Genomic DNA, 24,308 nt, shown 5'->3' on the forward strand with positions numbered 1-24,308 from the left:
TAAATTTAGTTACCGTATCGCTTTAGCCATTCGTTTTCGAGCGCGGTTTGCCAACTTGGGTGAGGTTCATCAACCGACTTGAATTGCTGAGTGTGTTTAGCGCTACCTGTTAGGTACTGACTACTTAATACTGAAGGGTCGCCCCAAATATTCAGGTCACCTTTGCGCGATTGAGCTTGAGGGCTAAGTAAAAAGTTGATTGTGACCAATGCGCCTGCAGAAGAGTGAGCATTCCAAGGAATGGCTAAGAAGTGAATGTTAGAAAGCGCTCCACTTTCTAGCGCATAAGCTTTGGTGCTTTTTGCCAGTTTACCACTCGCTTGAGCAGAAAAAACCGCATTGGGGTTGAATGTGATCGCGAGATCGATTTGCCCGTCATCAAGAAGTTGAATACTCTCAGAGGTGCCCGCTGGGAACTGTTTACCACCACGCCAAGCGACTTTATGGAATTTATCTAAGTACGCCCATAGTGGAGCGGTAATAGTTTGGAAATCGTCATTTGAAACTGGCTTAGACAGCGCGGGGCTATTGTTGGTCAGCTCAATGAGTAGTGATTTGATGAAGCTAGTACCGTGGAATTCAGGTGGTCGAGGATAGCTTAGGCGATTGGGAAAAGCTTGTGCGTAACTTAACATCTCTGAAAATGATTGTGGTGGGTTGTGTAATGTTTTTTGATCATGAATGAACACCAGTTGCCCCACGCCCCAAGGTGCTTCTAAACCTTCGGTTGGTTCTGAGAAGTCGACATCTATCGGCAGAGACTTATCGACGTATTGCCAGTTTGGAAGTGATTGAGTAAATGGACCGAATAGCAGGTGATTGTTTTTCAGTGAACGGAAGTTTTCACCGTTAATCCATACAATATCAACGCTGCCTTCACTGTCCTTTCCTGCGGCTTTCTCAGCAATCAAACGAGTGGTTGTTTCCGCGATGTCTGTGACTTTTACGTGCTTTAAAGTCACGCCATATTCACTTTTTAACTGCTTGCCCGCCCACTGAATGTAACGGTTGATCTCTTGGCTACCGCCCCAGGCATGAAAGTAAACCGTTTGCCCTTTGGCCCGCTGTTCGATTTGGTTCCAGTTGTCGGTTGCTGACATTATTTCATCAGCATATACCGTCGTGCTGTATGCAACGGTTGCCATGACTCCTAACGTACTTACTATTTTGTTCATAAACTTTTCCATTTGGTCGTGAACGGGCAAGGGCATTGTGTTTCTGAATTCCCTAACAGTTATTCTATCTGTTTCTGAAATAATTTCTAATTCAGCAGTAAATTCAATCAATTACTTGAGGAACTTTTGCCATCCTATCAACAGACCGAGAAACCCGTGAATTTATTGCATCGAAATGAGAGGTTTTTGAGGTTTATTGAAAGTTGGTAAGAAAAGTAGGCGATGCGTGTCAATTTTTGAGGGAGAGTGAAGGCAAGCTGGCAATAAAAAAGGAGCGATAGGGCTCCTTTAATCAATATTGGTATTCGATGACGGGTTAGTTTACCCAGTCACGAATGATGTACGTTAGCGTATGTACATCGTTTTTCAGTACTAGCGTATCGTTTGTTAGTGTTACGTCGCTCCACTTGCTTAGAGTCGCAGAAACCGACTGTTCCATTTCCATCGTAGAGCCATGGCACATTTTCATTGTCATACCCATCTGCTTGATACGGAATTGACCGTCTTTCAGTTCGCCTTGACCGAAGAAGTTGTTACAACCAGCCATGCCGTTTGCCGTCAGCTTCTCGCCGATCTCTAGACGAGGGGCGGCTTGATCTTTGCTTTTCTCAATGTCCTTGCCATCAATTTGCGCCAATTCCCAATTATGGTGTTGGAGAGCGGTTGGTGTTACTTGAGTCGCGTTGTTACCTGTGGTTGTACATGCTGCTAACATCATAGGTAAAGCGGCTACTGCTAGTAATTTTTTTGAACTAAACTTCATGTGAAAAGGCTCCAAAGGAAAAACGAAGTTACTGGAAAAGGGTAACTTGATAGAGTGAAATTATAGTTAACCACACACTGTATGTGTCAGTATAAGGTTATAGTTTAGTATGAATTCTATAAGTTCGATGACTCATTTATTGCTGATTACTGAATGAGTGGGCCTGGTTTCGATTGATAAGGAGGCATGGTGGAGCAGTTAGAGTTTTTCAAAGTTCCAAACCCTTGTGTTGGGGTGTGTTCAAGTGATGACAAAGGTTATTGCCACGGTTGTATGCGTAAAAGAAATGAGCGTTTCAATTGGATGTCAATGACGCCATCTGAGCAACTGCATGTCATTAAGCTATGTCGCCAGCGCTACAGAAGAAAAATAATGAAGCAAAAAAGCGTGGTTGATCATTCGGTTGACGAAGAGGGCAATACCAGTCCCCAAAGCGATCTTTTTGGCTAGAGAGGTAGTATTAAGGTTTTATTTAACTCCGAAGTAACTATTACTTTACATAATGGTTGGGGTGTAATATTAAGGTAGATACCTTTGTATCTGAGGGAGTGGTGTCGGTATGAATAAAAAGAACGCAAAACTCAAAAAAGCGCCAGTCAAAGCACTGGACAGAAAACCGATTGGGGCGAAAGATGACCCTGAAGAGGCCCCGCGTGATTGGCATTCGATGTCAGAAGAAGAACGAATGGAAATCCTTTCTCACCTTTCAGACATGCCTTTCCAATAATATCACTGGTTCTTCAGAGTCTTTCTTAACGCTCGATTCTCAGAAATAAAAATGCGACTAAACAAACATGTGATTCGCTTTTGTTACACCACGATGGTATGTACAAAATGTATCATTGGCCTCGGTGGTTTTACTGTGAATTTTAATGTTGGTTATCACTTCTACAGCCCCAGCATCGTAACAAGCTTGTTCCGCCTTTTTAACGATATCGAGTAGTTGGTTGAGTTCACCTTTCATTGTGGTTTCCATCGCGCCAATTTGAAAAGGCACATCGGCTGCTTTCACAACTTCAATCGCTTTATCAACCACTTCGAAGTTGTTGCCTTCTTTAACTCGAGGGATCACTTGAAAGGCAACCATTACTTCTGTTTCTCTTTTTAACTCAGACACTTTCTGCTTACTCAATGATAGGAAATTGTTGCAGATGATAGGTTAATGCGGAGACAAATTCCACAGCCAACTAAGCAACTTTCATGGCAATGAAGCGCGATGTAGGTTTACTTGCTACCCCAGTGGTCGCTCACCCAACCACCAATATGCTCATCAAAATGACAGCCACTGAACCGTTGGTTACGTTCCACCGAGTTGTCAGAGTCACCTTTGTTGTCTATTAGGTTTTGTATGTAGTTTGCCATCGGGTCATTGGAACGTTGACGATCTCGGCGGGTTGCCACTTCCTTGATCAGTTGTAATCGATATGTAGAGCTAGCACGTTTCATTCCAATGACCTCCTGTTGTAAACACTAATAGAAAAATTTAGTTGTCGGACATTGAGGCGTCAATGTGAATTTATAGTATTTTTTTTGAGTAACCAAGAATCAATACGTTGGCATCATAATTCACAACAGAGTCATTTAAGTTGGCATCTTTACGGAAGCTTTTTTTGAGGTTGGAGAGGTTTGTTGCATATAAAAAAGCCCAGTGCACACTGAGCTGATTGTTCTTTTTCTGATTATTTTGAGCTATTTGGTTTGCTTTTAAATTGCTTAATGCTCTTCTTTTTAGCTGTTCTTCGGTTCGCCATTTTATCTTTAGGTGGACGCTTGCGAGTTATCGCATCAGATGCAGGTTGGTCTGTAACAGGAAAACCTTCTAATGGTTGCAGCACTAGCGGCTTATTGGTTAGGGTGCGAATCGCATTCAGGTAATCAGTTTCGCTGTGGCTAACCAGAGAGATCGCGCAGCCAGTACTTCCTGCTCTTGCTGTGCGACCAACGCGGTGTACGTAAGTTGCTGAGTGAGAGGGCAATTCGAAGTTAATCACGACAGGTAACTGATCAATATGGATGCCTCTAGCCATGACGTCGGTCGCGATAAGCACACGAGTCTCGCCATTTTTGAAACTGTCTAATGCTTGCTCTCTTTCTTCTTGGCGCTTATTTCCATGTAACGCACTGACACTGATTTTGGCTTTATTTAATCGCTTGGTTAATGTATCGGCATTGTCTTTTGCGCCAATAAATACCAACACTTGTGGCCATGTGTGTCGGTTGAGTAGGGCAATGAGTGCTTGAGCTTTACTGCCTTTGTTCACTAAGTACAGGGTTTCTTCGATAGTCGCGACCACGCTGTTTTCTTGATGTGTCGTGACTTTAATTGGATTTGAAAGAAGCGCTTCCGCTTGCCCCACTAATTCGGGAGGAAGTGTTGCAGAGAACAACAGTGACTGGCGTTTGCTAGGCAGTGCTGCGGTAATCGTTTGAATATCGGGCCAAAAGCCCATGTCGATCAGGCGATCAGCTTCATCAAGAACCAATGATAGACACTGAGCTACATCCAGTTCACCACTTTTAATTAAAGCAAGTAGGCGGCCTGGTGTCGCGATGGCTAATTGTGGTTTAGGCGTTAATTGTTGCTGTTGATCATCCGTATTCACGCCTCCCGTTAGCGTTACCAATTTGATATCGAGTGCTGTTGCGATCGGTTCTAAAGATTCGGTCACTTGAGATGCAAGCTCACGCGTTGGAACAATGATAAGCGCTTGCAGTTCATGTACATCTTGGTTGATGTTATTCAGTAAAGGTAAGCCGAACGCCAATGTTTTTCCGCTGCCTGTCTGCGCTAATGCGAGAATGTCTTTTTTCGCAATAATGACAGGAATGGCTGCTTGTTGTATCTCTGTCGGTTTACGGAATTGAGAAGAGATGGTAGCCACAATTTTTGAGCTAAGAGTGAGTGTATCAAATGACATAACTGAACCCAGTATCAAAATAGATGTGGAGTTTAACAGGAGGATAAAAGTTAGAGAATGAGTTTTGTTCCCTGACTGAACAAACTTATTAGATTTCTACAAGACGACGTATTGATGAGGCTACATTGGCAAGATTTCAGGGCAACATCTTCAGAATAAGTCGAAAGTCGTGACTTATATGATTCACCTCTCATTTTTTTTATAATTTGAGGCGATATTGTGTTTTTCTGCTTTATTGCTTAAAACATCCGCTTGTCAATTGGATATAATCAATAGCTATTAATGATTAATTTTCTGAATGTGTCCTTTTTTGACCAACGTATTCAACAACCGATATTGATTATGAGTTTTAGAAAGAGACGGAGAGTCACTGATGTGTGAAGATTCATTCACCCAAAAACGCCAATTTTATCGCTTAAAGTACCCCAAAAGGGCACGTCCGGTGATGCGAATTAAGGATGAACTTTTTCATGTCAGTGAAGTTTCTGAAAAAGGTATACGTCTGATTATGAGCAAGCTGAATCCTGTTTATCGTGGCCTCTCTATGGTGGGTTCCTTGAGGCTGCATAGTAATTATAATATTGATATTTCAGGATCTGTGTTGCGACAAGAAGGTGACGAAGTGATCATTAAACTGTCAAAAGGTCCAAGCTTTAAAGATATGGTGTCTGAGCAAAGACGCATCAGGCAACGATACCCTGTGTTTTTTGCAAGCTTAAGAGTGGCTTAAAAGCGACTGACGTTAGATTCCTTAAGGCGCAAATCGCTCATTCTAAGCAGAGATTAAAAAGCCCAGCACTTTCACAAGTGCTGGGCTTTGTTCTATCAATCAAACTAGATACAGGGACAAACTTAGAGCTTAGTGACTTTATAGCTCGTCTACTGTTGCCCAAACCGCGGCTAGCATGTCGTGACCAAACGCGACACTGCGCTCTGGAGACCAGCCGTAAAGTTCGTCAGCATGGCTGATGTGATCTTTGAATGGCATCTCGACAGTATAAGCCAAACACTTAAACTGCTCACCAATCCAGTTTGTGCCAACTGTCATATTCGCTTTACCAGGTTCGTCTTTATCGTAACCAAATTCATCTTGGAACTCTGGTGTGATCGTTAGCAGTGCCTGCTTGAAGTGGTTCTCTAGCTTCGCGATGCGCTCGTTGTAAGAAGGTGTGCCTTCGCTACCCGCGACAAAGTTATATGGAATCGCTTCGTCGCCGTGAATGTCTAAGCACAGGTCAACGCCCGTTTCTAACATGCGTTCGCGAACAAGGAATACCTCTGGGCTGCGCTCCATCGATGGTGACTGCCATTCACGGTTCAGGTTTACACCAATCGCGTTAGTGCGCAGGTGACCGCGGATGCTGCCATCTGGGTTCATGTTTGGTACAACGCGGAACACAACGCTGTCTAGAAGAGAGCGACCGACGGTATCTGTTTCATCAAGCAGGCGTTGTAGCAGGCCTTCGATTAGCCATTCAGCCATCGTTTCGCCCGGGTGTTGGCGACCAATAACCCAAATGTTTTTCTTCTCTTCACTTGGCTCGCCAATAGTGAGCAAAGTGATGTCGTTGTTGTCTAGTGTGTGACCCAGAGTTTCGAGCTTACAAGCTGGGTGCGTTTGCGCGCTGTGCAGAAGATCTTGGTGACGATCGTATGAGTACGGTGCGAAGTACGCGAAGTACATTGAATCGTGCTCAGGGATGATATCAAAGCTTAAGATATCGCCATCGAACTGAGACGGAATACGGAACCACTCTTCACGGTCATACGATGCAACGACATCGTAATCTTTCCAGCCTTCAGGGTAGGCAGATGTTGCTAATTGACCGATTTCAAAATGGTGAGCTTGTTGAGCTTCGCTTTCTAAACGAAAGTGAAACCATTGAGAGATTTCAGTCTGGTTGTCTGCTGGGATAGTCAGTTGAATGTTTTGTGGTGAATCTGCTGAAACGACGTGAATGTTGCCGCTTTCAAAATTGCTGAAAATTTTCATTGTAGTTCTTATCTCGTAGTTGAGTTGCCGTAAGATTAGCACACTTTTTTTTCGAGAAAACCACTAACGAAATCGTCACCAGATGTAATTTGAACTTGAAGTGATCTTTTTAACTCTTTGAGGCTTATAGATAAAACATCAATAAACTGGGCAGGAAAGTACCATGAATCGAATTAATCCCAAAAAATTACTCCACAGTAAATGGACAGCGGTTAGCCCGGTAAAGAGAGAAAAGCACTTTATGGTCACAGAAGTCGAATTCGAAGAAGGGGAGGTTATTCGTTGTTTCATCGAGGCGGTGATGACCAAGCGACAAGAAGCCATCAATTGGCGGGATTTGACTGACAATGGTCATTGGCTTCCAGGTTGGAAGTAAGAGCCTGAAGTAAAGAGGGGTAAAGAGGAGTAAAGCGCCGCTCCACGTTTAACGGCTCGCCCCCGTTCGTAATTGCCAGTATTTGAGCCCTTCTAATACACCTTCAGCGTGTGTGGCTCTGCTGGTGTACACATTGTCTCGATCAGACAAGTGAGCGACCTCAGGGTAATGGTTCGCCACCAATATTGAGTTTACGCCCTTTATGGTCAGCATAGCGGTATCGTTGGCAGAATCGCCGGCCACGCACACTTCCTCAACGCTCAACTTGTGTTGTTTAAGTAGATGATGAATTGCTGTGGCCTTATTAACACCTCTAGGCGTGATATCTAAGTACCAATCGTGAGAGTAGGTGAGGTGTACATCTACCCCGTGCAATTTTAAGCTCGATTCGATCTGCTCGTACTGAGGGTCTGAAAGTTTCCCTTCAAAGGTTATTTTATAATCACCCTGATGGTTTTCGATACGTTCGCCCATGAAATCGAGTGGGGCAAGTGCTGACTCAACCTTTGATTTGTTCCAAGAAGATTCTAATTGGTTATGCCAAATATGATCAGGTTTTTGGGAGTGATTGTGATGAATTCTGGTGCCTACATCGCTGATAATACTGTGTGGCTTCGGGTAGTTGTTAGAGGCTAAGCCAACTCGGATTGAGGGCAGCGTTCTACCCGTCGCGATGATAAAGCGGATATCGGGTTGTTTTGTTAAGTAGTCAAATAGCCGATTAACACCATGAGAAGAGCCGCCATCAAGCGTACCGTCAAAGTCACATACCAGCATTTTTATCATTAGAATTCCTTGTCCTTTTCTTTCATTTATTTCAGAAAGAGTGTCCATTTACGCTTTAAAGGATGGCTCAGTAATGAGCACTCTACAAGGTGTGTTTCAGCTCAGAGAGCCTACATTTGATAGTTTGTAGCAAGTATCACAGTTGGTGCTGTGTTTTGATCTTCTGGATAGTGAAATCAAATGAGCATTCGTTGACTTTAGGCGATTCGCCTTTGATTCATAGGCAGAGGAAAGTGCGAACTTTATCTTGTTACAGAGCGTGCTGCCTGATTTTTAATGACCTTCTAATGGCAAAAAATGGTTAGTATTGAAATTATTTGTGTACAAATGACTTATTCTCATTTTTAACCTGTCTGGCCGATTGTTGGCTAGAATGTAAAATAAATATTTAACAACCCATTTGTCAGCGGTATGCAATCGCGATTAGAGTTTATTTATTTATTTTTCAGTGTGTTGCTGTGTATTTTGTTGTTGTTAAACCATGTTTCTCTTGGTTTTCTTGATGCTGATATCTGTTATTTACGGTACGGCATCTCTTGATTTAGTCTGGCCGATTAATTAGAGTGCTAAGTGTTTTTCGAGTTTAAATGAACTATTTTTAAGTTTAAGTAACCGTTTTTAAGTTTAAAAAACTAAGAAAGGATTAGATTTTATGGATCCCATACTGGAAGTTAAGGGACTGTACAAGGTGTTTGGTGAAGACACCGACCGTGCTTTTACGATGATTGATAAAGGCGCAAACAAAGACAAAATTTTTGAAGAAACCGGTCTAACGATCGGCGTTAATGATGTTTCTCTTACTATTCAAGAAGGTGAGATTTTCGTCATAATGGGCTTGTCAGGATCGGGCAAATCAACCTTAGTTCGCCTTCTGAATCGCCTAATCGAACCTACCAAAGGTCATGTGCACCTTCGAGGCAAAGACATTGCCCATATCTCAGAAGATGAACTGCGCGAAGTTCGTCGTAATAACATCTCCATGGTTTTCCAAAATTTTGCACTGATGCCTCATATGACAGTGATTGAAAACGCCGCGTTCGGTCTCGAGTTGGCGGGTATCGAAGTCGACAAACGTAAACAGTCTGCATTTGAAGCGCTCGAGCGAGTCGGTCTCGGACCTTATTCAGAATCGTATCCAGATGAATTATCCGGTGGTATGAAACAGCGTGTTGGTTTGGCACGTGCTCTAGCATGTGACCCCGATATCTTGTTAATGGATGAAGCGTTCTCTGCACTCGACCCTTTGATTCGTACGGAAATGCAAGACGAGTTAATTCGACTTCAAAATGACGATAAAAGAACCATTGTTTTTATCTCGCACGATTTGGATGAAGCGATGCGCATTGGTGACCGAATTGCGATTATGCAAAATGGCGAAGTGGTTCAAGTGGGGACGCCTGACGAGATCTTAACTAGCCCTGCGAATGACTACGTTGAAGCCTTCTTCCGTGGTGTCAATATCGCGAGTACTCTTACGGTGAAAGATATTGCGCGCAAGAAGCCAGCAGCAGTATTTAAGAAATCTGAGCACGACGGTCCTGCTTCTGCTCTACAAATTTTGATGGATAACGACCGTGAATACGGCATCGTTGTTGAGAAAAACAGTCTTTACTCAGGCATTGTGTCCATTGACTCCCTTCGAAAAGCCCAAAAAGAGAGAAGCTCTTTAGTTAGCGCGCAGCTTGCTGATGGATTAACGCTCAATCCGGATTTACCAATCAATGATGTGCTCGGTCTTGTTGGTGGGGTGCCTTATTCCGTACCTGTTGTGGATGATAACGGCAATTACTTTGGTGTGGTGACTAAATCACGACTGTTACAAACCTTGGATAAGGGGTAAATCATGTCATCGGAACAAACAAATAATGACCCATGGTCTCAGTCTGCTCCCGTCGCTCAAACCGCGAGTGACCCTTGGGGCCAAGCGGCTGATACTTCACCCTCAGCCGATTGGCTCAGCAGTGAAACGGTAGACGTTACTCCATTTGATCCACTGAACCCTTTTGCTGACGCTGTACTGCCCGTCGATACCTGGGTTGAGTCTGGGCTGAATTGGCTCGTTGATCACGGACGCCCATTGTTTCAGACAATACGTGTGCCTATCGATTTTATTTTAAGCTCATTTGAAACGGCCTTGACCTCTACGCCGGCGCCATTCATGCTCATCATTTTGTTTCTAGTCGCATGGCAGTTTTCAAACCTGAAGTTGGGTGTAGCGACAGCTGTATCTTTGACTTTCATTGGTTTGATTGGCGCTTGGTCCGAAGCGATGACGACCTTGTCATTGGTTATGACGTCGGTCTTCTTCTGTTTGTTGATTGGCTTACCCATGGGGATATGGCTCGCCCGCAGCAATACCGCGGCCAAATTTGTACGCCCAATTCTGGATGCGATGCAAACGACGCCTGCCTTCGTTTATCTCGTGCCCATTGTGATGTTGTTTGGTATCGGCAATGTGCCGGGCGTGGTGGTGACCATCATATTCGCACTTCCTCCTGTTGTACGTTTGACAATCTTGGGTATTCAGCAAGTACCTGAAGAATTGATCGAAGCGGGTCACTCATTCGGTGCCAGCAAAAAGCAGATGCTTTACCGAATTCAACTACCACTTGCACTGCCAACCATCATGGCGGGCGTGAACCAAACACTGATGTTATCGTTATCGATGGTGGTTATAGCCTCAATGATCGCAGTCGGGGGTTTAGGTCAAATGGTACTGAGAGGTATTGGTCGTTTAGATATGGGATTGGCTGCTGTTGGTGGCTTGGGCATCGTTATTCTTGCCATCTTACTTGACCGCATCACCCAAGTATTGGGCGCAAATGCAGGCAATACAAAATTACGCTGGTATCACATGGGGCCAGTCTCCATGGTACTTAAAGCGCTAAATCGCGGAAAACAATCAGAATTACAATTAAGGAAAAACATCAATGGATAATTCATGGAAGAGCATACTTACTGCTAGCATCGTTTCTACATTAGCGGTATCAACGAACGTGTGGGCGGCAAGCTTACCCGGTGAGGGGGTTTCGGTTCAGCCTGTTCAATCTTCTGTCGCTGAAGAAACATTTCAAACGTTGATCGTTAACCGTGCTCTAGAAGAATTGGGTTACGATGTAAAAGCAACACAAGAAGTCGACTACAACGTCGCTTACACCTCTATCGCAAAGGGTGATGCAACGTTCCTAGCTGTCGGTTGGTTCCCGCTTCATGCTGATAAATACAAAATGGCGGGTGGTGATGATAAATTCTACCGTAAAGGTCAGTACGTTAGTGGTGCAGCACAAGGGTACCTAATTGATAAAAAAACGGCTGAAAAGTACAACATCACTAACATTGGTCAGTTGGCTGATCCTAAAATTGCAAAATTGTTTGATGCAAACGGTGATGGTAAAGCAGACCTTACGGGCTGCAACCCAGGTTGGGGTTGTGAAATGGTTATCGAGCATCAACTTTCAGCATTTAAACTGAACGACACCGTCACTCATAATCAAGGTAACTATGCCGCTATCATTGCTGACACCATTTCACGTTACCAAAAGGGTGAGCCCATCCTTTACTACACTTGGACACCATACTGGGTGAGTGGTGTATTGGTTCCAAATAAGGATGTTGTATGGTTAGAAGTTCCATTCTCCTCTCTTCCTGGCGATCGTGCTAATGTCGATACCACTTTACCTAATGGCAAAAACTACGGCTTTGAAATGAACTCAATGCGTATTATTGCTAATAAAGAGTTTGCAAAAAACAACCCGGCAGCAGCGAAGCTTTTTGAAATCATGAAGCTGAATATCAACGATGTTAGTGCTCAGAATATGATGATGAGTAAAGGTAAAAACAGCTCTGCTGATATCGAAGCGCACGTCAATGGTTGGATAAAAGCAAACCAGAAAACGTTTGATGCTTGGATTGCAGAATCAAAAAAAGCGGCGCTTTAATTCGATAGTCAGATCGTGTTTAGTGTCTGTGTAGAGTCATTGAGCCGCTTTCAAATGAAGTGACAAGACGAAAAGAATAATGATTTCAAAGCCAGTCTTCCTATTTGGAAGACTGGCTTTTTTTGGGTCTGATGTAGGACTCGCGTGTAAGCATCGCTAAATGTGCGACCTTGGCTTTCTGTCATTTGCTAAGCTAAGCGTCAAACTTCGTCATCAACACGAAATTGAATTTCAGTGTCCATGAGTAACTCTTAACTTGACGTGTGTACAAATGTTAGCGCTGGAGTTGAGCGAGGGCAGTTAACAAACGACTAAGGCAGATTCACAACGCTTGGCGCCATAACTTCAATTTACTCTTTACTAAACAAGAACGATTATATTGATCAACATTTTCTAATGTGGAAGCTCATGCAAAGCCAGTTTCTCTGGAGTGCCAATATGCAAAATAACAACAAGGTTATCATCGAAGATAATGAAAATGATAAAACAGAACTTTTGATTAGTCATTACAACTAGTATCATTGTTGTTGCATTAGTGCCTTACTTGATAAATTAACTTTGTCTGTTAAACAGTTACATTAGCGATGAATCATGTCCAACGAATATAACAAGTACTTAATAGATCAACTGGAAGAGTTGGTCGAAAAACATAAATACAGTGACGTGATACTCAAAAAAATTGATGCCGTTTTAGCTTCTCGTCGAGTTAGAAAACGCAATACAGATCTGCGAGTTCGTATTAAAACCATTCGGACTGTCGCTAAAAACAATGTTCATCAAGCGTCTAAGACCCCAGAAAATCAACCTATAAAGAGTGAACTGATGAGAAATAGCGACGCGCCGATTGTCTATCCCGGCAACTTTCTTGTTTCTGCTTTTGAAGGGATGCGGCAGAGGCTACTAGATACGTCTGGTGGTCGTTCTCGGTTGCTGAATTTGGACCAGAACGGGCGGTCATTTGTTCGTGTTGTCGATGAACTACCAGACCAGTTGATGAAATTGTTGATGTCTGAAAGGGCTATGAATGTCGCGCCAGTTCCAGAGCCGACATCAACACAACTTGTCGAACATGGCTTTCTTCGATGGGACGATGAGCTTGAAAAATTCATTGAGCTTAAAAAACAGCCTGATGCTAAGCAGTGGGCGGGTATTATTGGTATTCACAATAGCTTTGAATTGCCGCGAGATTCGGAACATGTTGACGATAACAGGCACTCAGATTTGGATCTCCAATCGCTGCTTTTTGAAGCAGAGCTGAACAACTGCCTGAAAAAGCTGTCGACAGATGCCAGAACTGCTATTGATGAAACCGGAAACAACATTCTTTTCTTGTGTTTGGGCTTTCTCGAGTGGGTTGAGCAAGAAGAAGGCGGTAGAAAGCGTTTAGCCCCGCTTTACATGGTGCCAGTCAGTATTACAAAGCACTTTCAAAATGGCCTAGCGGTATACCGCCTGCAGTACACCGGAGAGGATATTATTCCAAATCTGGTGCTTCGTGAAAAACTTCAGCAAGAGTTTGGTCTCACTCTCCCTGAAATTACCGAACCAGATAGCGACGATAAGCTACTTACACCTGAAAAGTATTTTCAAGAAGTTAGCGCGCTACTTGCCAGAAAAAGTAACGATAAAACGGTTCGACTTTGGCAGGTACGTCGCTTTGGCACCCTAGCTACTCTTAGCTTGGGCAAGCTTCTGATGTACAAAGACCTCGACCCAAGAAAATGGCCGGAAGGTGAGGGCAATATTCTTCAGCATGAGGTCTTTCGTCGGTTCTTCCAAGATGAAGCTAGGCAAGTTGAGTTCCGTGGTGAAGCGAAAAGTTATGTACTCGATGAAATAGATAACGTTCACCAAAGCTTCCCCATGATTGAAGATGCGGACAGCTCTCAAATGAGCGCACTTATCGATGTGATGAAAGGTAAGAATCTCGTCATTGAGGGACCGCCCGGCACCGGTAAATCCCAAACAATTACTAATATTCTAGCCGCTGCCATGGCCCAGGGGAAAAGTGTCCTTTTCGTGGCGGAGAAACAAGCGGCACTGGAAGTGGTTAAGCGCCGTATGGATAAAGCGGGCCTTGGCGATTTTTGTCTTGATCTACACAGCGACGGGGCGAAAAAACGCCTTGTGTTGGATGACTTTAACCAGCGTATTGCGAACTCTCCTAGCTTCAAATATTCAACAGCTGAATATGAACGCCAAGTTGAGCGTTATGAACGCGCTCGTGAGAAGCTGCAGAGTTATGTCCAAATGATTAATGCGGAGTGGAAACACACCGGATTGACCATTCACGAGATACTGATGGCGGCGACTCGCTACAGTAGCGAATGTTCCAATCTGAAGTTTCAAGATATTGCCCCTGATGACCTCTCTGGCGAAACGTTCAACCGTGTCATCCTAGATGAAAAAATCGATCAGTTAACGCAATTTTATGACTATCTACATCGTGTTAGTCAGCAGCTTGATGATAGTGACAATTGGTGCTCTCACCCTTGGTATGGTGCCACGAACAAAGCACTATCTGGAGTAGATCCAGAAGACGTGGTTCGACAGCTCCAGCAATGGGATTTCAGCCTCATAAACTGGCTGAATGAGTTCATAGACCAGTGCAATTCATTCGATCTGAACCCTGATTATCACTTGATGAAAGCTGAGGCATTTGTCAGCTCTTGGGCTGACATTCCAGCTCCTAAAGGAGATGAGCTTTTCACTGCAATAGAGCAAATTACGCCTGAATCGCTTGAAGAGCTCGATGGCTATTTGGCTCTCTATCAATCTATTGCGGAAGGCTATGGTTACCTAAAAAAACACTTCGTAAAAGATGTCATTGAAAACCTAGACAGCGTTGAAGATATTGAACTCGCAATGCGTGGGCTGGCCGAGCTGGGCGTAGATAGAACGCTTGGATTTAGTGAGCTGGCGAGAACCTTAAGCTCCTTACAGGTTGCTATCGACACGTGTGCGAAAATTGACGTAGTCCGAAGCGAAATGGCTCCTCATTTACCCCAGGCTGCGCAAAAACTATTGGGATGCAGCAGACAAGGTTTGAATGAGTTGGATACGTTTGTTCGTCTGTCCTGTGAAATGCCACCAGCCAATCTCTCTTTGAGAAACGAACTTTGGGATAGCGAAGAGCTAGCCTGTGAATTGGGAAGCTTGGAGCAACGAGTACAATCGCTGAGTGATGAAAAGCGTACACTGAGTGAGAGCTTGGATACAGAAGCTTTACCCTCTGTTGAGTTGTTAAAACGCTATGCAGAAGCCTATAGAAACAAGGGCCTGTTTTCGTGGCTTTCGCCTACGTGGCGAGAAGCGAAAAAAGCAGTTTTAGGGTTTAAAAAGTCTGGAAGTCATTCAAACCAAGATATTGCAGTCCTGTTAGAAAGAGTCGCTACTTGGTCTGAGGAAAGTAATACGTTTCTCAACGACACTAAATTCCGCTCGTTGCTTCAGGAGCATTTCCAAGGCGCAGAAACCGACGTAGCGAAGATTCGCTCCATGGTCGAGTGGTATCAGAAAGTTCGAGCGGAATATGGTATTGGTTTTGGGCGTCGAGTACCGCTTGCTCAGGCTTTGTTCTCGCTTCCTTCAGAGCTTATTAGGGGAATAAACACACTAAATAGCGATGGCCTTCGACAGCAAATCGACTCGTTTAACCAAGCTCTGAGAAGGCTTGCATTGGTTTACCCTAAAATGGCTGTGTTTGCTGCGGAAGACATCGATTTTACGTCTGACAACAAGCCGCTCGAAAATGCAAAAGTTGAAATTGAGAAAAAGCTGTTTTCATGCCAGCGATTTCTTGTCGATGCCAATATGTCCCAAGAGTTACTTTGGGAGGGAATCACCTCGGCCAAACAACTCGATTCTCGAGTTAAGTCATTCCTAAATCAGGGGCTGGATGAAAGGTATTTTGGCAACGATGCACTTCTATCGGTACCAGTCTCTGGTCATGTCTCTCCAGAGCTTTCTCGTATCACGGCAACGATGGATTTCGTTGAGGAGCTTTATGATCGCTGTTCTTCTCCTGACATTATTTCTCTCGTAAAGCAATGTTCAAACATTGAGTCCATCGCTGAGTTAAGAAAAGTAGGCTCTGAGCTTGAAGCTCTCATGCGACGTGCTCAATACGATGAGTCAGTGTTTTTTGAACAGGTGGGCGGAAATCGCGAACAGTGGTTTGAATACTGTGGATTCGAATTAAAGCACGTCATTGATCGCAACGCAAAAGCGATCAAAAGTGGGGAGTGGCTGGATGGCTGGATCAAGTATCTGTTTGCTAAAGCCCGTATGGAGAAAGGTGGATACTCTCGGCTAAATCAATACTTGAGCCAGAGTAGCTGCTCGCTTAAACAGGCTCAAAATGCTCTTAAGTTCGCGACTTATCAGATGCTAGCTCGAGCAATATACAAAGAGCGTCCTGAACTGACTCAAATGTCCGGCCATGAGCAGGCCGCAATTCAGCAACAGTTTGCTAAATATGATGAAGAGCTAAAAATTCTGCAGAGAAAACGTGTCGCTGCTTTAGCTAGTGATAGACACATTCCGAGCGGAACAAGAGGGGCTAAGGTTGCAAGCTACACGGAAGATGCACTGCTAGACCATGAGATTAAGAAAAAGACGCGTCATATTTCTATACGCAATCTGGTGACTCGTGCAGGCTCAACTCTTGTGGGATACAAGCCCTGCTTCATGATGAGCCCGATGGCCGTTGCCAAGTATATTCCGCCGGGCAGTATCACTTTCGACATCGTAGTGATGGATGAGGCTTCGCAGGTGAAGCCTCAGGATGCGCTTAGCTGTTTTGCCCGTGGTAAACAAATTGTAGTGGTGGGTGACTCCAAGCAGCTGCCACCTACGTCATTCTTTGAAAAAACAGTGTCGAATGATTCGGAAGATGACCAAGAGGACGTTGGCGTAATTGATGATGCAGAGAGCATTCTTGATGCAGTGAGTGATCACTTCAGGAAGAGACAACTTAAATGGCATTACCGTTCGCGGCATGAAAGCCTGATAGCATTTTCTAACCACCGTTTCTACGACAGCAGCTTGGTTGTATTCCCATCCCCTTGGGGGCAATCGGATGAATTTGGTATCAAATTCAATCACGTCCCAGAAGGACAGTTTTTGAACAGTGTTAACCACGGCGAATCTCATGCCGTTGTCGCTGCGATTAGGGAGCACCTGCTTTCAAAATCATCAGAGAGCCTTGGTGTGGTCGCAATGAACTCCAAACAACGCGATTACATTGAAGCGGATTTAGAGCGCCTGATTGGCAAAGATAAGCTTTTGCGCGAGGCGTATGAATTAAATCAACACAGTGACGACCCTCTATTTATCAAAAACCTGGAAAACGTTCAGGGTGATGAACGCGATGTGATTTTTATATCGTTCACATACGGGCCTCAGGAGAAAGGTGCGGCAAATATTCCCCAACGCTTTGGTCCAATAAACAGTGCAAGTGGTTGGCGACGACTGAACGTTCTGTTTACTCGTGCTAAGAAACGCATCCAAATCTACAGCTCAATGACAGCTGATCAAATTGTTTTGAATGAAAGCAGCAGCTTGGGCGTTACTTCGCTGAAGGGGTATTTAAAGTATGCTCAGCATGGTCAGCTGATTGGGCATGATGGTGTTCAACAGAAAGAACCTGATAGTGACTTTGAAATTTCGGTCATGGACGCCTTGGCCAGAAAGGGCTTTGAATGTGTCCCGCAAGTAGGAGTTTCAGGGTTCTTCATAGATATTTCTGTGCGAGACCCTGGGATGCCAGGTAGATACCTAATGGGGATTGAATGTGACGGGGCAACTTATCACAGCAGTAAATCCACGCGTGACAGAGACCGAGTAAGACAAGGTGTTCTTGAAGGATTGGGCTGGAATATTCGCCGGATATGGTCAACGGATTGGTTTAAACATCCTGAGGCTGAGTTGAAACCCATTGTTGAAGAGCTCAAAAGGCTTTCTACACCTATTAAGCAGCAAACCAGCACGGAATCGATGTCTGAAGTTAAAGAGGAGCCAACAGAGGAATTGAGATATAAAGCAGCGAGAACGCTAGAGGAAGCTCTAACTCGCTACAAATTGGTCATTGAAAAAAAGTATCCATATACTGAGCTTCATGAGAAGTTGCTGCGTCCAGATATGATTGAACACTTGATTATGGACAGGCCAATGACTCATGAGGAGTTTACGTTGAGAGTGCCTGCTTATCTTAGACAGAATACTTCTGCTAAAGAGGCGGCGGACTATCTCGATGATGTTTTGGAGATTATCACGGACTACGAAAGCATTGAGTCTTTCTCCTTAACCAGCCAAGAGATGTCCTCGTGATTATGCACTTTGTCTATCAAGTTAATTCAAGTAGGAGCACTAGTAAGCCAAGGTGGATTTATCAAGGTAGAAAAGCCAGACATAGTTTAGATCTACAAATTGGGCTTGGTATATGTTTCGGCTAAAGTTTTATCACCTCAACTCAATCATGCTCAATACATGAGCATGGTTAACTATCTTTCAGTTGGGAAGAACTTGGGTAAAGGCCGGAATGATCTGCACCATTAAAAATGAACAAAACTAAGCGACGTTCCATACCTGTAGTTATTCATTTCTTACTAATTTAGCAAAGTCGCTAAGAAACTTCTGTCCAGAGTCTTCATAGACCTGACGTTTTACGCGTGGCACTTATCTCTCAAAGTGCCTGCTAGTTCAGTTCTGCCCCATTCCTACTTAGAGTTATTGCTCTTCACTAAACAAACACGATTATATTGACCAACATTGTCTAATGATAGAAGCTAATGCACAGTCAGCTTCCTTGAAGGTAATATGGATAGTAATAGCAAGGATATCTACAAAATCATATATCCAAACAGCAAGATCTACATCGGGAAAATATATTACGATCAGTATCAACTAATGGGGAAGTGCTAAAAGTGGTGTGATTGCTGAGAATTTCAATTTTGAACAAAGGATGAATATGACTATTCACCGAGAAATCATATTCTCTTCTGATAGCGTTGATGAGGTCAACAAGAAAGAAACTGAGCTGATTCGCCAGTACAACTCTAACAACCCTGATATTAAGTATAATCGATGTCCAAAGTACAAACGATAGATGCGCCTATCTCCTTTCTTACCTCCCCGACTAAGACTTGCCAATTACAGTAGGTTGGGGGTAGGTCAAAGTAGTGACGTTAATAATCAAGATGCTGATAAAAACGCCCGTCAAAAAAGTTAATAATAACAACGACAACGTTGATTAGGATATTACGACTAGCTGCCTATGTTGTTCTGATTAGTTAAGTTGATTGGCGAATCATCAACTTTGTACTGAGCTCAATTTTATGGTTGGTTTCCTGTTCTTCAATCAATTTAACTAACATAGTCGCTGCTTGCGAACCTAGCTGGAATATTGGGGTGTCAACTGTTGTCAATCCTACCGGTAACATATCACTATTTGGGATGTTATCGAAACCAGCAACAGCGATGTCAGTCGGTATCATGAGGCCTTTCTCCAACAAGGCTTTCATCGCACCGATAGCCATCAAATCAGACGCCGCAAATACCGCGTCAAAATCTATGCTCTCCATCTCAGACACAATACGGTATGCATCTTCCTGATAGTAATCCGCTTTATAAGCCCAACTATCGTCATACTCGATGCCGTTATCCAACAGTGCCTGGCGGTATCCTTCGAAACGATCACGCGCGGCCTTGATCACATCCAATTTACCGAGGAACATGATTTTTCGGTAACCGCTCTCTATTAGATACTGTGTCATCCGGTAGGCTGATTGGTAGTGTTCCACCAGCACGGCATTAACAGCTATGTCTTGCAGAGCACGGGCAATAGAAACAATCGGTACACGGTGGTCGAACAGGGACAGGAATTGCTCATCGGGCATACGGGTACCCCAAATCAATATACCGTCATACAGGTTGGAGTTGAGCTCTCCTTGGATGAAAGCTAATTCGTTATCGGCATTGGCCATTCGCAAGGTCAACTCGTAACCGTGCTCACTCAACGCCGATCCAATACCGTTGACCAATTTGTAGATATACGGATTGGTCAGGTACTCATAATCAGGGCCAGAAATTACCAGGCAAATATGTTTAGTCGACTTGCTAGCCAGCATTTTTGCTGCACGGTTCGGGACATAATTAAGCGAATTCGCGGCTTCCATCACCTTGGTTTTGGTCGCTTCGCTCACCCGGTTCTTATTATTCAGTACATACGACACCGTTACTGCCGAAACACCTGCCACTTTGGCAATATCTTTTAATGTCGCTGCCATTTACTACTCCACTGCCTCGGCCTAAATTCCTAATCTTCAATCTAGGCTTCAGCGTTCTACCTCAAAAACTGCCTGCTTAACGACATCCTGCACACTATTCAGCGAATGAACACCTCAGCTGTTGGCATTATACCGAAACATGAGCCAGCGCACAAAGCAACACTCGGCAACTTTAACAAGATCACACTTTCATAGGGAAAACGTTTCAACTCTTTTCCGCATTGATTACTTTATTTCAAACCTGCTTAAGCGTTTAAGCAGGCAAAAGAACGATTCATTGAATGAGAGTAACAGGCATGAATGACACCTTTGAAACCCGTCAGTATGAGATTGTTGTTGTCGGCGGTGGGATCTCCGGCGTGTGTGCAGCATTGGCCGCTGCCCGCCACGGTGCGAAAGTCGCACTGATCCAAAACCGCTCTGTATTGGGCGGCAATGCCAGCTCTGAGGTACGGATGCACATTTGCGGCGCTGACTACCATGCCAGTAAGCAAAATGCCCGCGAAACAGGGATCGTCGAAGAGATCTTGCTCGATAACCGCTTGGTCAATCCGCAACACTCTTTTTCAGTGCTCGATACCGTGCTGTGGGAAAAAGTCACCTTCCAAGATAATTTAGACCTGTTCCTCAATACCCATATGACAGATGTGCAGATGGAAGGCGACCGCATCGTTTCGCTCAAAGCCGAGCAGACAACAACAGAGCGCCGCTATGAGTTCTTCGCCAACAACTTTGTCGATACCTCTGGCGATGCCGTTCTGGCTCATCGTGCCGGTGCTGATATCCGTACGGGCCGAGAAGCCAGCCACGAATACAATGAAGAGCTCGCCCCAGCGCAGGCTGATGATGTCATGATGGGCAACACCCTGATGTTCGAATCCAAGGACATGGGATACCCGGTACCGTTCAAGAAGCCGAGCTGGGCCAACACCTACAGCGAAGAAGATCTTAAAGATCGCAGCCACAGAGATATCACTGCCGGATACTGGTGGATCGAACTGGGCGGCACCGAGCTCAACACCACCCGTGACGGCGAAGTGATTCGCGACGAACTGCTCAAGGCGGTGTACGGCATTTGGGATCACATCAAGAACGGCGGTGACCATGGCGCAGACAACTATGTGTTGGACTGGGTCGGCATGCTTCCAGGCAAGCGTGACAGTCGGCGAGTACTGGGTGACTACGTGCTTAATGCCAATGATCTGTTCGGTGCCCGGGTATTCGAAGATACCGTCGCCTACGGAGGCTGGCCGATGGATATGCACGTTAAGGACGGACTGAAAAGCAAAGAGTCGCCAACCAAGTGGATCGAAACCAACGACATGTACTCGATCCCATACCGCAGCCTGTATTCCCGCAATATCAGCAATCTGTTTGTCGGAGGCCGCAACATCAGCGCCTCACACATGGCTTTCGGCTCGACCCGCGTCATGGCAACCTGCGGCGTGATCGGCCAGGCAATAGGTACGGCTGCTGCTCTGACGGTCGAGAAATCCCTCAGCCCACGCGACGTCAATGAGCACATCCGAGAGCTGCAATACCGCCTGCTCAAAGATGACTGCTACCTGTTTGGCGTCCAAGATACGGATCCAAACAACCTAGCCTTGCAAGCCAAGGTTTCTGCCTCTTCAGAGCAAGCAGGCTTTGAAGCAAGCAAGGTGATAAACGGTTACCAGCGTAATATTGGTGACCAGCAGAATTTGTGGGTTTCCCAGCCACTTACAGCAGACGGCGAAACGCTCACGCTGGAGTTCGGCGATACCATCAATACCTCTAAAGTGATCATCAACTTCGACTCCAACCTGTCGAACGAAATCATGATCACCATCTCCAAGCCTAACAAAGCAGCCCAACGAGAAGGCTTCCCGCTGGAGATCGTCAAAGACTACCGCATTGACTACCTACTTGGCGGCCAAGTCGTCCACCAGCACGCGGTAACCGACAATAGCCTACGCCATAACAAAATCGCCCTTGCCGAGACTGTCGAATGTGACGCTATTCAGATCACAGTAACAGCAACCCATGGCGATCCTTGTGCCCGAATTTTCGAAGTTAAAGTATTCTAATAACTAGATAGGAATGAAACGATGAGCATCTTAGACATAGTAGTCCTCATAGCCTTCCTGGCCGGTATGGTCGGAATTGGCTACTGGTCCTCCAAACGGATGACCAACAGTTCCGAAATGTTTTCTGCCGGCGGGAAATCGCCGTGGTGGATGTCAGGTATTTCGGCCTACATGACCATGTTCTCAGCCGGTACCTTCGTGGTATGGGGCGGCGTAGCCTACCGCCTTGGTGTGGTTGCCATTACCGTTTGTATGAGCATGGGTGTAGCCGCCCTTATCGCTGGCTATTTTTTTGCCGGAAAATGGAAAGAGTCCGGCGCCACTTCTGCTGCAGAATTCGTTGGTGAGAAATACGGCCGTGGCGTACTGCAAATGTACACCTGGCTGGGTATCGTCACCCGTATTATCGGTGTCTCGGTTGCACTTTACTCGGTAGCCGTGATTGTCAGCCCGCTGCTCCCGGTCTCGCCTGACAATTTCTTTGCCGATGACAATGGCTTCTTCAGTGTCAACTGGCTGATAATCATCGTCGGTACGGTGATTATCCTCTATACCTTCCTCGGTGGCCTGTGGGCGGTACTGTTGACTGATTTCACCCAATTTGTGGTGCTGATGCTGTCAGTCTGCTTGATCTTACCGATGATTTACAGCTTGGGCGGCGGCAGCGAAAACATTATTGCCAACCTGCCAGAAGGAAACCTGTCGTTCTTCAACAGCAGCTATACCCAAATCTTCATCTTCGGCTGGATCTTGGTGCATGTGTTCAAGGTCGGCGGTGAGTGGGCTTTCGTCCAGCGCCACCTGTGTGTCGAATCGCCAAAAGATGCCCGCAAAGCCTCTTACTTGTTCGGTGCGCTATACATCATCACCCCGGTACTGTGGATGCTACCGCCGATTATCTACAGCACCATCAATCCTGATGCCAACCCAGAGCAGGCATATATCCTGTCGGCGCAAGCGGCACTGCCGATCGGTATGCTAGGCCTAGTGGTATCATCAATGCTTGCAGCCACGGCAAGTATGGCATCGTCCGAGCTTAACGTGTTCTCCGGCGCCCTAACTACCGAGTTCTACGGCAAGCGCATCAACCCGCAAGCCAACGATGAGCAGATGATGAGAGTCGGCCGTCTGGTGACCATCATGCTGGGCTTGCTGGTGATTGGCATCAGTATCTCCATCCCTTACTTGGGCGGTGCAGAGAAACTGATTGTCAGCATTACCAGCCTGTTCGTCGGTCCGATGGTGATGCCAACCCTGTGGGCACTGTTTGTCGGTAAGGTCACCAAGCTCCACGCCTACCTGACCGTTGTTGTCACTGCGGGTATTGGCTTCCTGCTCCAGTTTGTCCTATCGAAGATTGACTGGATTGCCGCCAACATGGGCGTCATGAATCAGGCTGTCGGTTTGTTGGTTCCGCTAGCAATGCTACTAGTAGCAAATAGCATCATGAAGATGAAGAAAAGCTGAGTTCTATCGTTAACCAATTGAAACTATGACTTTTTTGTGATCGTTAATGCTTATGTTTAAATAAATAGTTAATTAGTACAAAGAGGGCCGAACGTGGAAACGTTTGATTCCCTCTTTTACAGCGCAAACAAGCAATGTTGTTGTGGTACTGCAGTGGATAAGGGATTTTGGCCTGCTATTGTCGGCTGGTTGTATAGTTGCAGTACGATAAGTAATCAGAAAAAACAGGTAGCTCCATAGATCGTAACTCGGAATTGTCCAGAAACGCTTTAGACAGTTTTTCCTATAGTTGAATTTGGTTAGAAATACGCCCTAGTACCAATAAAAACTACTGTATAAGTCCACTATTCATCTACACTTAATCCACCCAAAAATGATGTGGTTATTGTGGGCTTGGGTAAAGTGGCTAAGTTTCAGTAAGTTGGAGAGAATTGAGAGCGTTTTTGAGGGCTCAAAAACGGTGAAACCCCGATGTTGGTAGCATCGGGGTTTCGAATTTCTAGATTTCTCGACTGGTAAGATCGATTATCTTTTCTAT

General features: G+C 45.0%; 19 protein-coding genes. 11 read left to right on the forward strand and 8 right to left on the reverse strand.

Annotation, left to right across the window (positions count from 1 at the left end; translation table 11 throughout):
• Positions 1-5: 5 nt before the first annotated feature.
• Positions 6-1,175, reverse strand: a complete 1,170-nt coding sequence (locus OCU36_RS05500) for an ABC transporter substrate-binding protein (protein WP_261839393.1) — start codon at positions 1,173-1,175, stop codon at positions 6-8.
• Between the two features lie 316 nt (positions 1,176-1,491).
• On the reverse strand, positions 1,492-1,938 hold the full coding sequence (locus OCU36_RS05505; RefSeq protein ID WP_261839394.1) for an META domain-containing protein: 447 nt from the start codon (positions 1,936-1,938) through the stop codon (positions 1,492-1,494).
• Between the two features lie 186 nt (positions 1,939-2,124).
• On the opposite strand from OCU36_RS05505, the gene OCU36_RS05510 reads away from it, so the two are divergent.
• Both OCU36_RS05510 and OCU36_RS05515 read left to right on the forward strand, forming a co-directional pair.
• Complete coding sequence (locus tag OCU36_RS05510; RefSeq protein WP_261839395.1) at positions 2,125-2,388, forward strand: DUF1289 domain-containing protein; 264 nt, start codon at positions 2,125-2,127, stop codon at positions 2,386-2,388.
• Between the two features lie 109 nt (positions 2,389-2,497).
• Entirely contained in the window at positions 2,498-2,665 is a 168-nt protein-coding gene (locus OCU36_RS05515; RefSeq protein WP_261839396.1) for a hypothetical protein, read from the forward strand.
• A gap of 57 nt (positions 2,666-2,722) precedes the next feature.
• On the opposite strand, the gene OCU36_RS05520 is transcribed toward OCU36_RS05515, so the two are convergent.
• From OCU36_RS05520 to OCU36_RS05530, 3 genes are all read right to left on the reverse strand, one after another.
• A complete protein-coding gene (locus tag OCU36_RS05520) occupies positions 2,723-3,025 on the reverse strand; it encodes a thiamine-binding protein (protein WP_261839689.1) in 303 nt (100 codons plus the stop codon).
• A 137-nt stretch (positions 3,026-3,162) separates the two neighbouring features.
• The gene (locus OCU36_RS05525; RefSeq protein ID WP_261839397.1) at positions 3,163-3,384 is read right to left on the reverse strand and encodes a hypothetical protein; all 222 of its coding nucleotides are present in this window, start codon (positions 3,382-3,384) and stop codon (positions 3,163-3,165) included.
• A gap of 233 nt (positions 3,385-3,617) precedes the next feature.
• On the reverse strand, positions 3,618-4,856 hold the full coding sequence (locus OCU36_RS05530) for a DEAD/DEAH box helicase (RefSeq protein WP_261839398.1): 1,239 nt from the start codon (positions 4,854-4,856) through the stop codon (positions 3,618-3,620).
• A 373-nt stretch (positions 4,857-5,229) separates the two neighbouring features.
• Between OCU36_RS05530 and OCU36_RS05535 the strand changes: the two genes are divergently transcribed.
• Positions 5,230-5,586 carry a PilZ domain-containing protein gene (locus OCU36_RS05535; RefSeq protein ID WP_261839399.1) on the forward strand — a complete coding sequence of 119 codons (357 nt, stop codon included), beginning with the start codon at positions 5,230-5,232 and terminating at the stop codon, positions 5,584-5,586.
• 138 nt (positions 5,587-5,724) lie between these two features.
• Here the strand turns inward: OCU36_RS05535 and OCU36_RS05540 are convergent, their stop codons facing one another.
• Complete coding sequence (locus OCU36_RS05540) at positions 5,725-6,849, reverse strand: M14 family metallopeptidase (protein WP_261839400.1); 1,125 nt, start codon at positions 6,847-6,849, stop codon at positions 5,725-5,727.
• Between the two features lie 163 nt (positions 6,850-7,012).
• On the opposite strand from OCU36_RS05540, the gene OCU36_RS05545 reads away from it, so the two are divergent.
• A complete protein-coding gene (locus OCU36_RS05545; RefSeq protein ID WP_261839401.1) occupies positions 7,013-7,225 on the forward strand; it encodes a TIGR02450 family Trp-rich protein in 213 nt (70 codons plus the stop codon).
• A 48-nt stretch (positions 7,226-7,273) separates the two neighbouring features.
• On the opposite strand, the gene OCU36_RS05550 is transcribed toward OCU36_RS05545, so the two are convergent.
• Positions 7,274-8,011 (reverse strand): HAD family hydrolase, encoded by a 738-nt coding sequence (locus OCU36_RS05550; protein WP_261839402.1) that lies wholly within the window; start codon positions 8,009-8,011, stop codon positions 7,274-7,276.
• Positions 8,012-8,663: 652 nt separating this feature from the next.
• On the opposite strand from OCU36_RS05550, the gene proV reads away from it, so the two are divergent.
• The 5 genes from proV to OCU36_RS05575 all read left to right on the forward strand — a co-directional run bounded on the left by proV (position 8,664) and on the right by OCU36_RS05575 (position 19,057).
• Positions 8,664-9,851 carry a glycine betaine/L-proline ABC transporter ATP-binding protein ProV gene (gene proV / locus OCU36_RS05555; RefSeq protein ID WP_261839403.1) on the forward strand — a complete coding sequence of 396 codons (1,188 nt, stop codon included), beginning with the start codon at positions 8,664-8,666 and terminating at the stop codon, positions 9,849-9,851.
• A gap of 3 nt (positions 9,852-9,854) precedes the next feature.
• On the forward strand, positions 9,855-10,949 hold the full coding sequence (gene proW / locus OCU36_RS05560) for a glycine betaine/L-proline ABC transporter permease ProW (RefSeq protein WP_261839404.1): 1,095 nt from the start codon (positions 9,855-9,857) through the stop codon (positions 10,947-10,949).
• The gene (proX, locus tag OCU36_RS05565; protein WP_261839405.1) at positions 10,942-11,949 is read left to right on the forward strand and encodes a glycine betaine/L-proline ABC transporter substrate-binding protein ProX; all 1,008 of its coding nucleotides are present in this window, start codon (positions 10,942-10,944) and stop codon (positions 11,947-11,949) included. Before proW ends, proX begins: the two co-directional genes overlap by 8 nt.
• 591 nt (positions 11,950-12,540) lie before the next feature.
• On the forward strand, positions 12,541-18,279 hold the full coding sequence (gene hhe, locus OCU36_RS05570; protein ID WP_261839406.1) for a DUF4011 domain-containing anti-phage protein Hhe: 5,739 nt from the start codon (positions 12,541-12,543) through the stop codon (positions 18,277-18,279).
• 640 nt (positions 18,280-18,919) lie between these two features.
• A complete protein-coding gene (locus tag OCU36_RS05575; protein ID WP_261839407.1) occupies positions 18,920-19,057 on the forward strand; it encodes a GIY-YIG nuclease family protein in 138 nt (45 codons plus the stop codon).
• A 184-nt stretch (positions 19,058-19,241) separates the two neighbouring features.
• Here the strand turns inward: OCU36_RS05575 and OCU36_RS05580 are convergent, their stop codons facing one another.
• Positions 19,242-20,237, reverse strand: coding sequence for a LacI family DNA-binding transcriptional regulator (locus OCU36_RS05580; protein ID WP_261839408.1), 996 nt, complete (start codon positions 20,235-20,237; stop codon positions 19,242-19,244).
• A gap of 296 nt (positions 20,238-20,533) precedes the next feature.
• On the opposite strand from OCU36_RS05580, the gene OCU36_RS05585 reads away from it, so the two are divergent.
• Positions 20,534-22,303, forward strand: coding sequence for an FAD-dependent oxidoreductase (locus tag OCU36_RS05585; RefSeq protein ID WP_261839409.1), 1,770 nt, complete (start codon positions 20,534-20,536; stop codon positions 22,301-22,303).
• Between the two features lie 21 nt (positions 22,304-22,324).
• The gene (locus tag OCU36_RS05590) at positions 22,325-23,770 is read left to right on the forward strand and encodes a sodium:solute symporter family transporter (protein ID WP_261839410.1); all 1,446 of its coding nucleotides are present in this window, start codon (positions 22,325-22,327) and stop codon (positions 23,768-23,770) included.
• The last annotated feature ends 538 nt before the right edge of the window (positions 23,771-24,308 follow it).

The sequence above is a fragment of the Vibrio artabrorum genome, from assembly GCF_024347295.1.
Classification (GTDB): Bacteria; Pseudomonadota; Gammaproteobacteria; order Enterobacterales; family Vibrionaceae; genus Vibrio; species Vibrio artabrorum.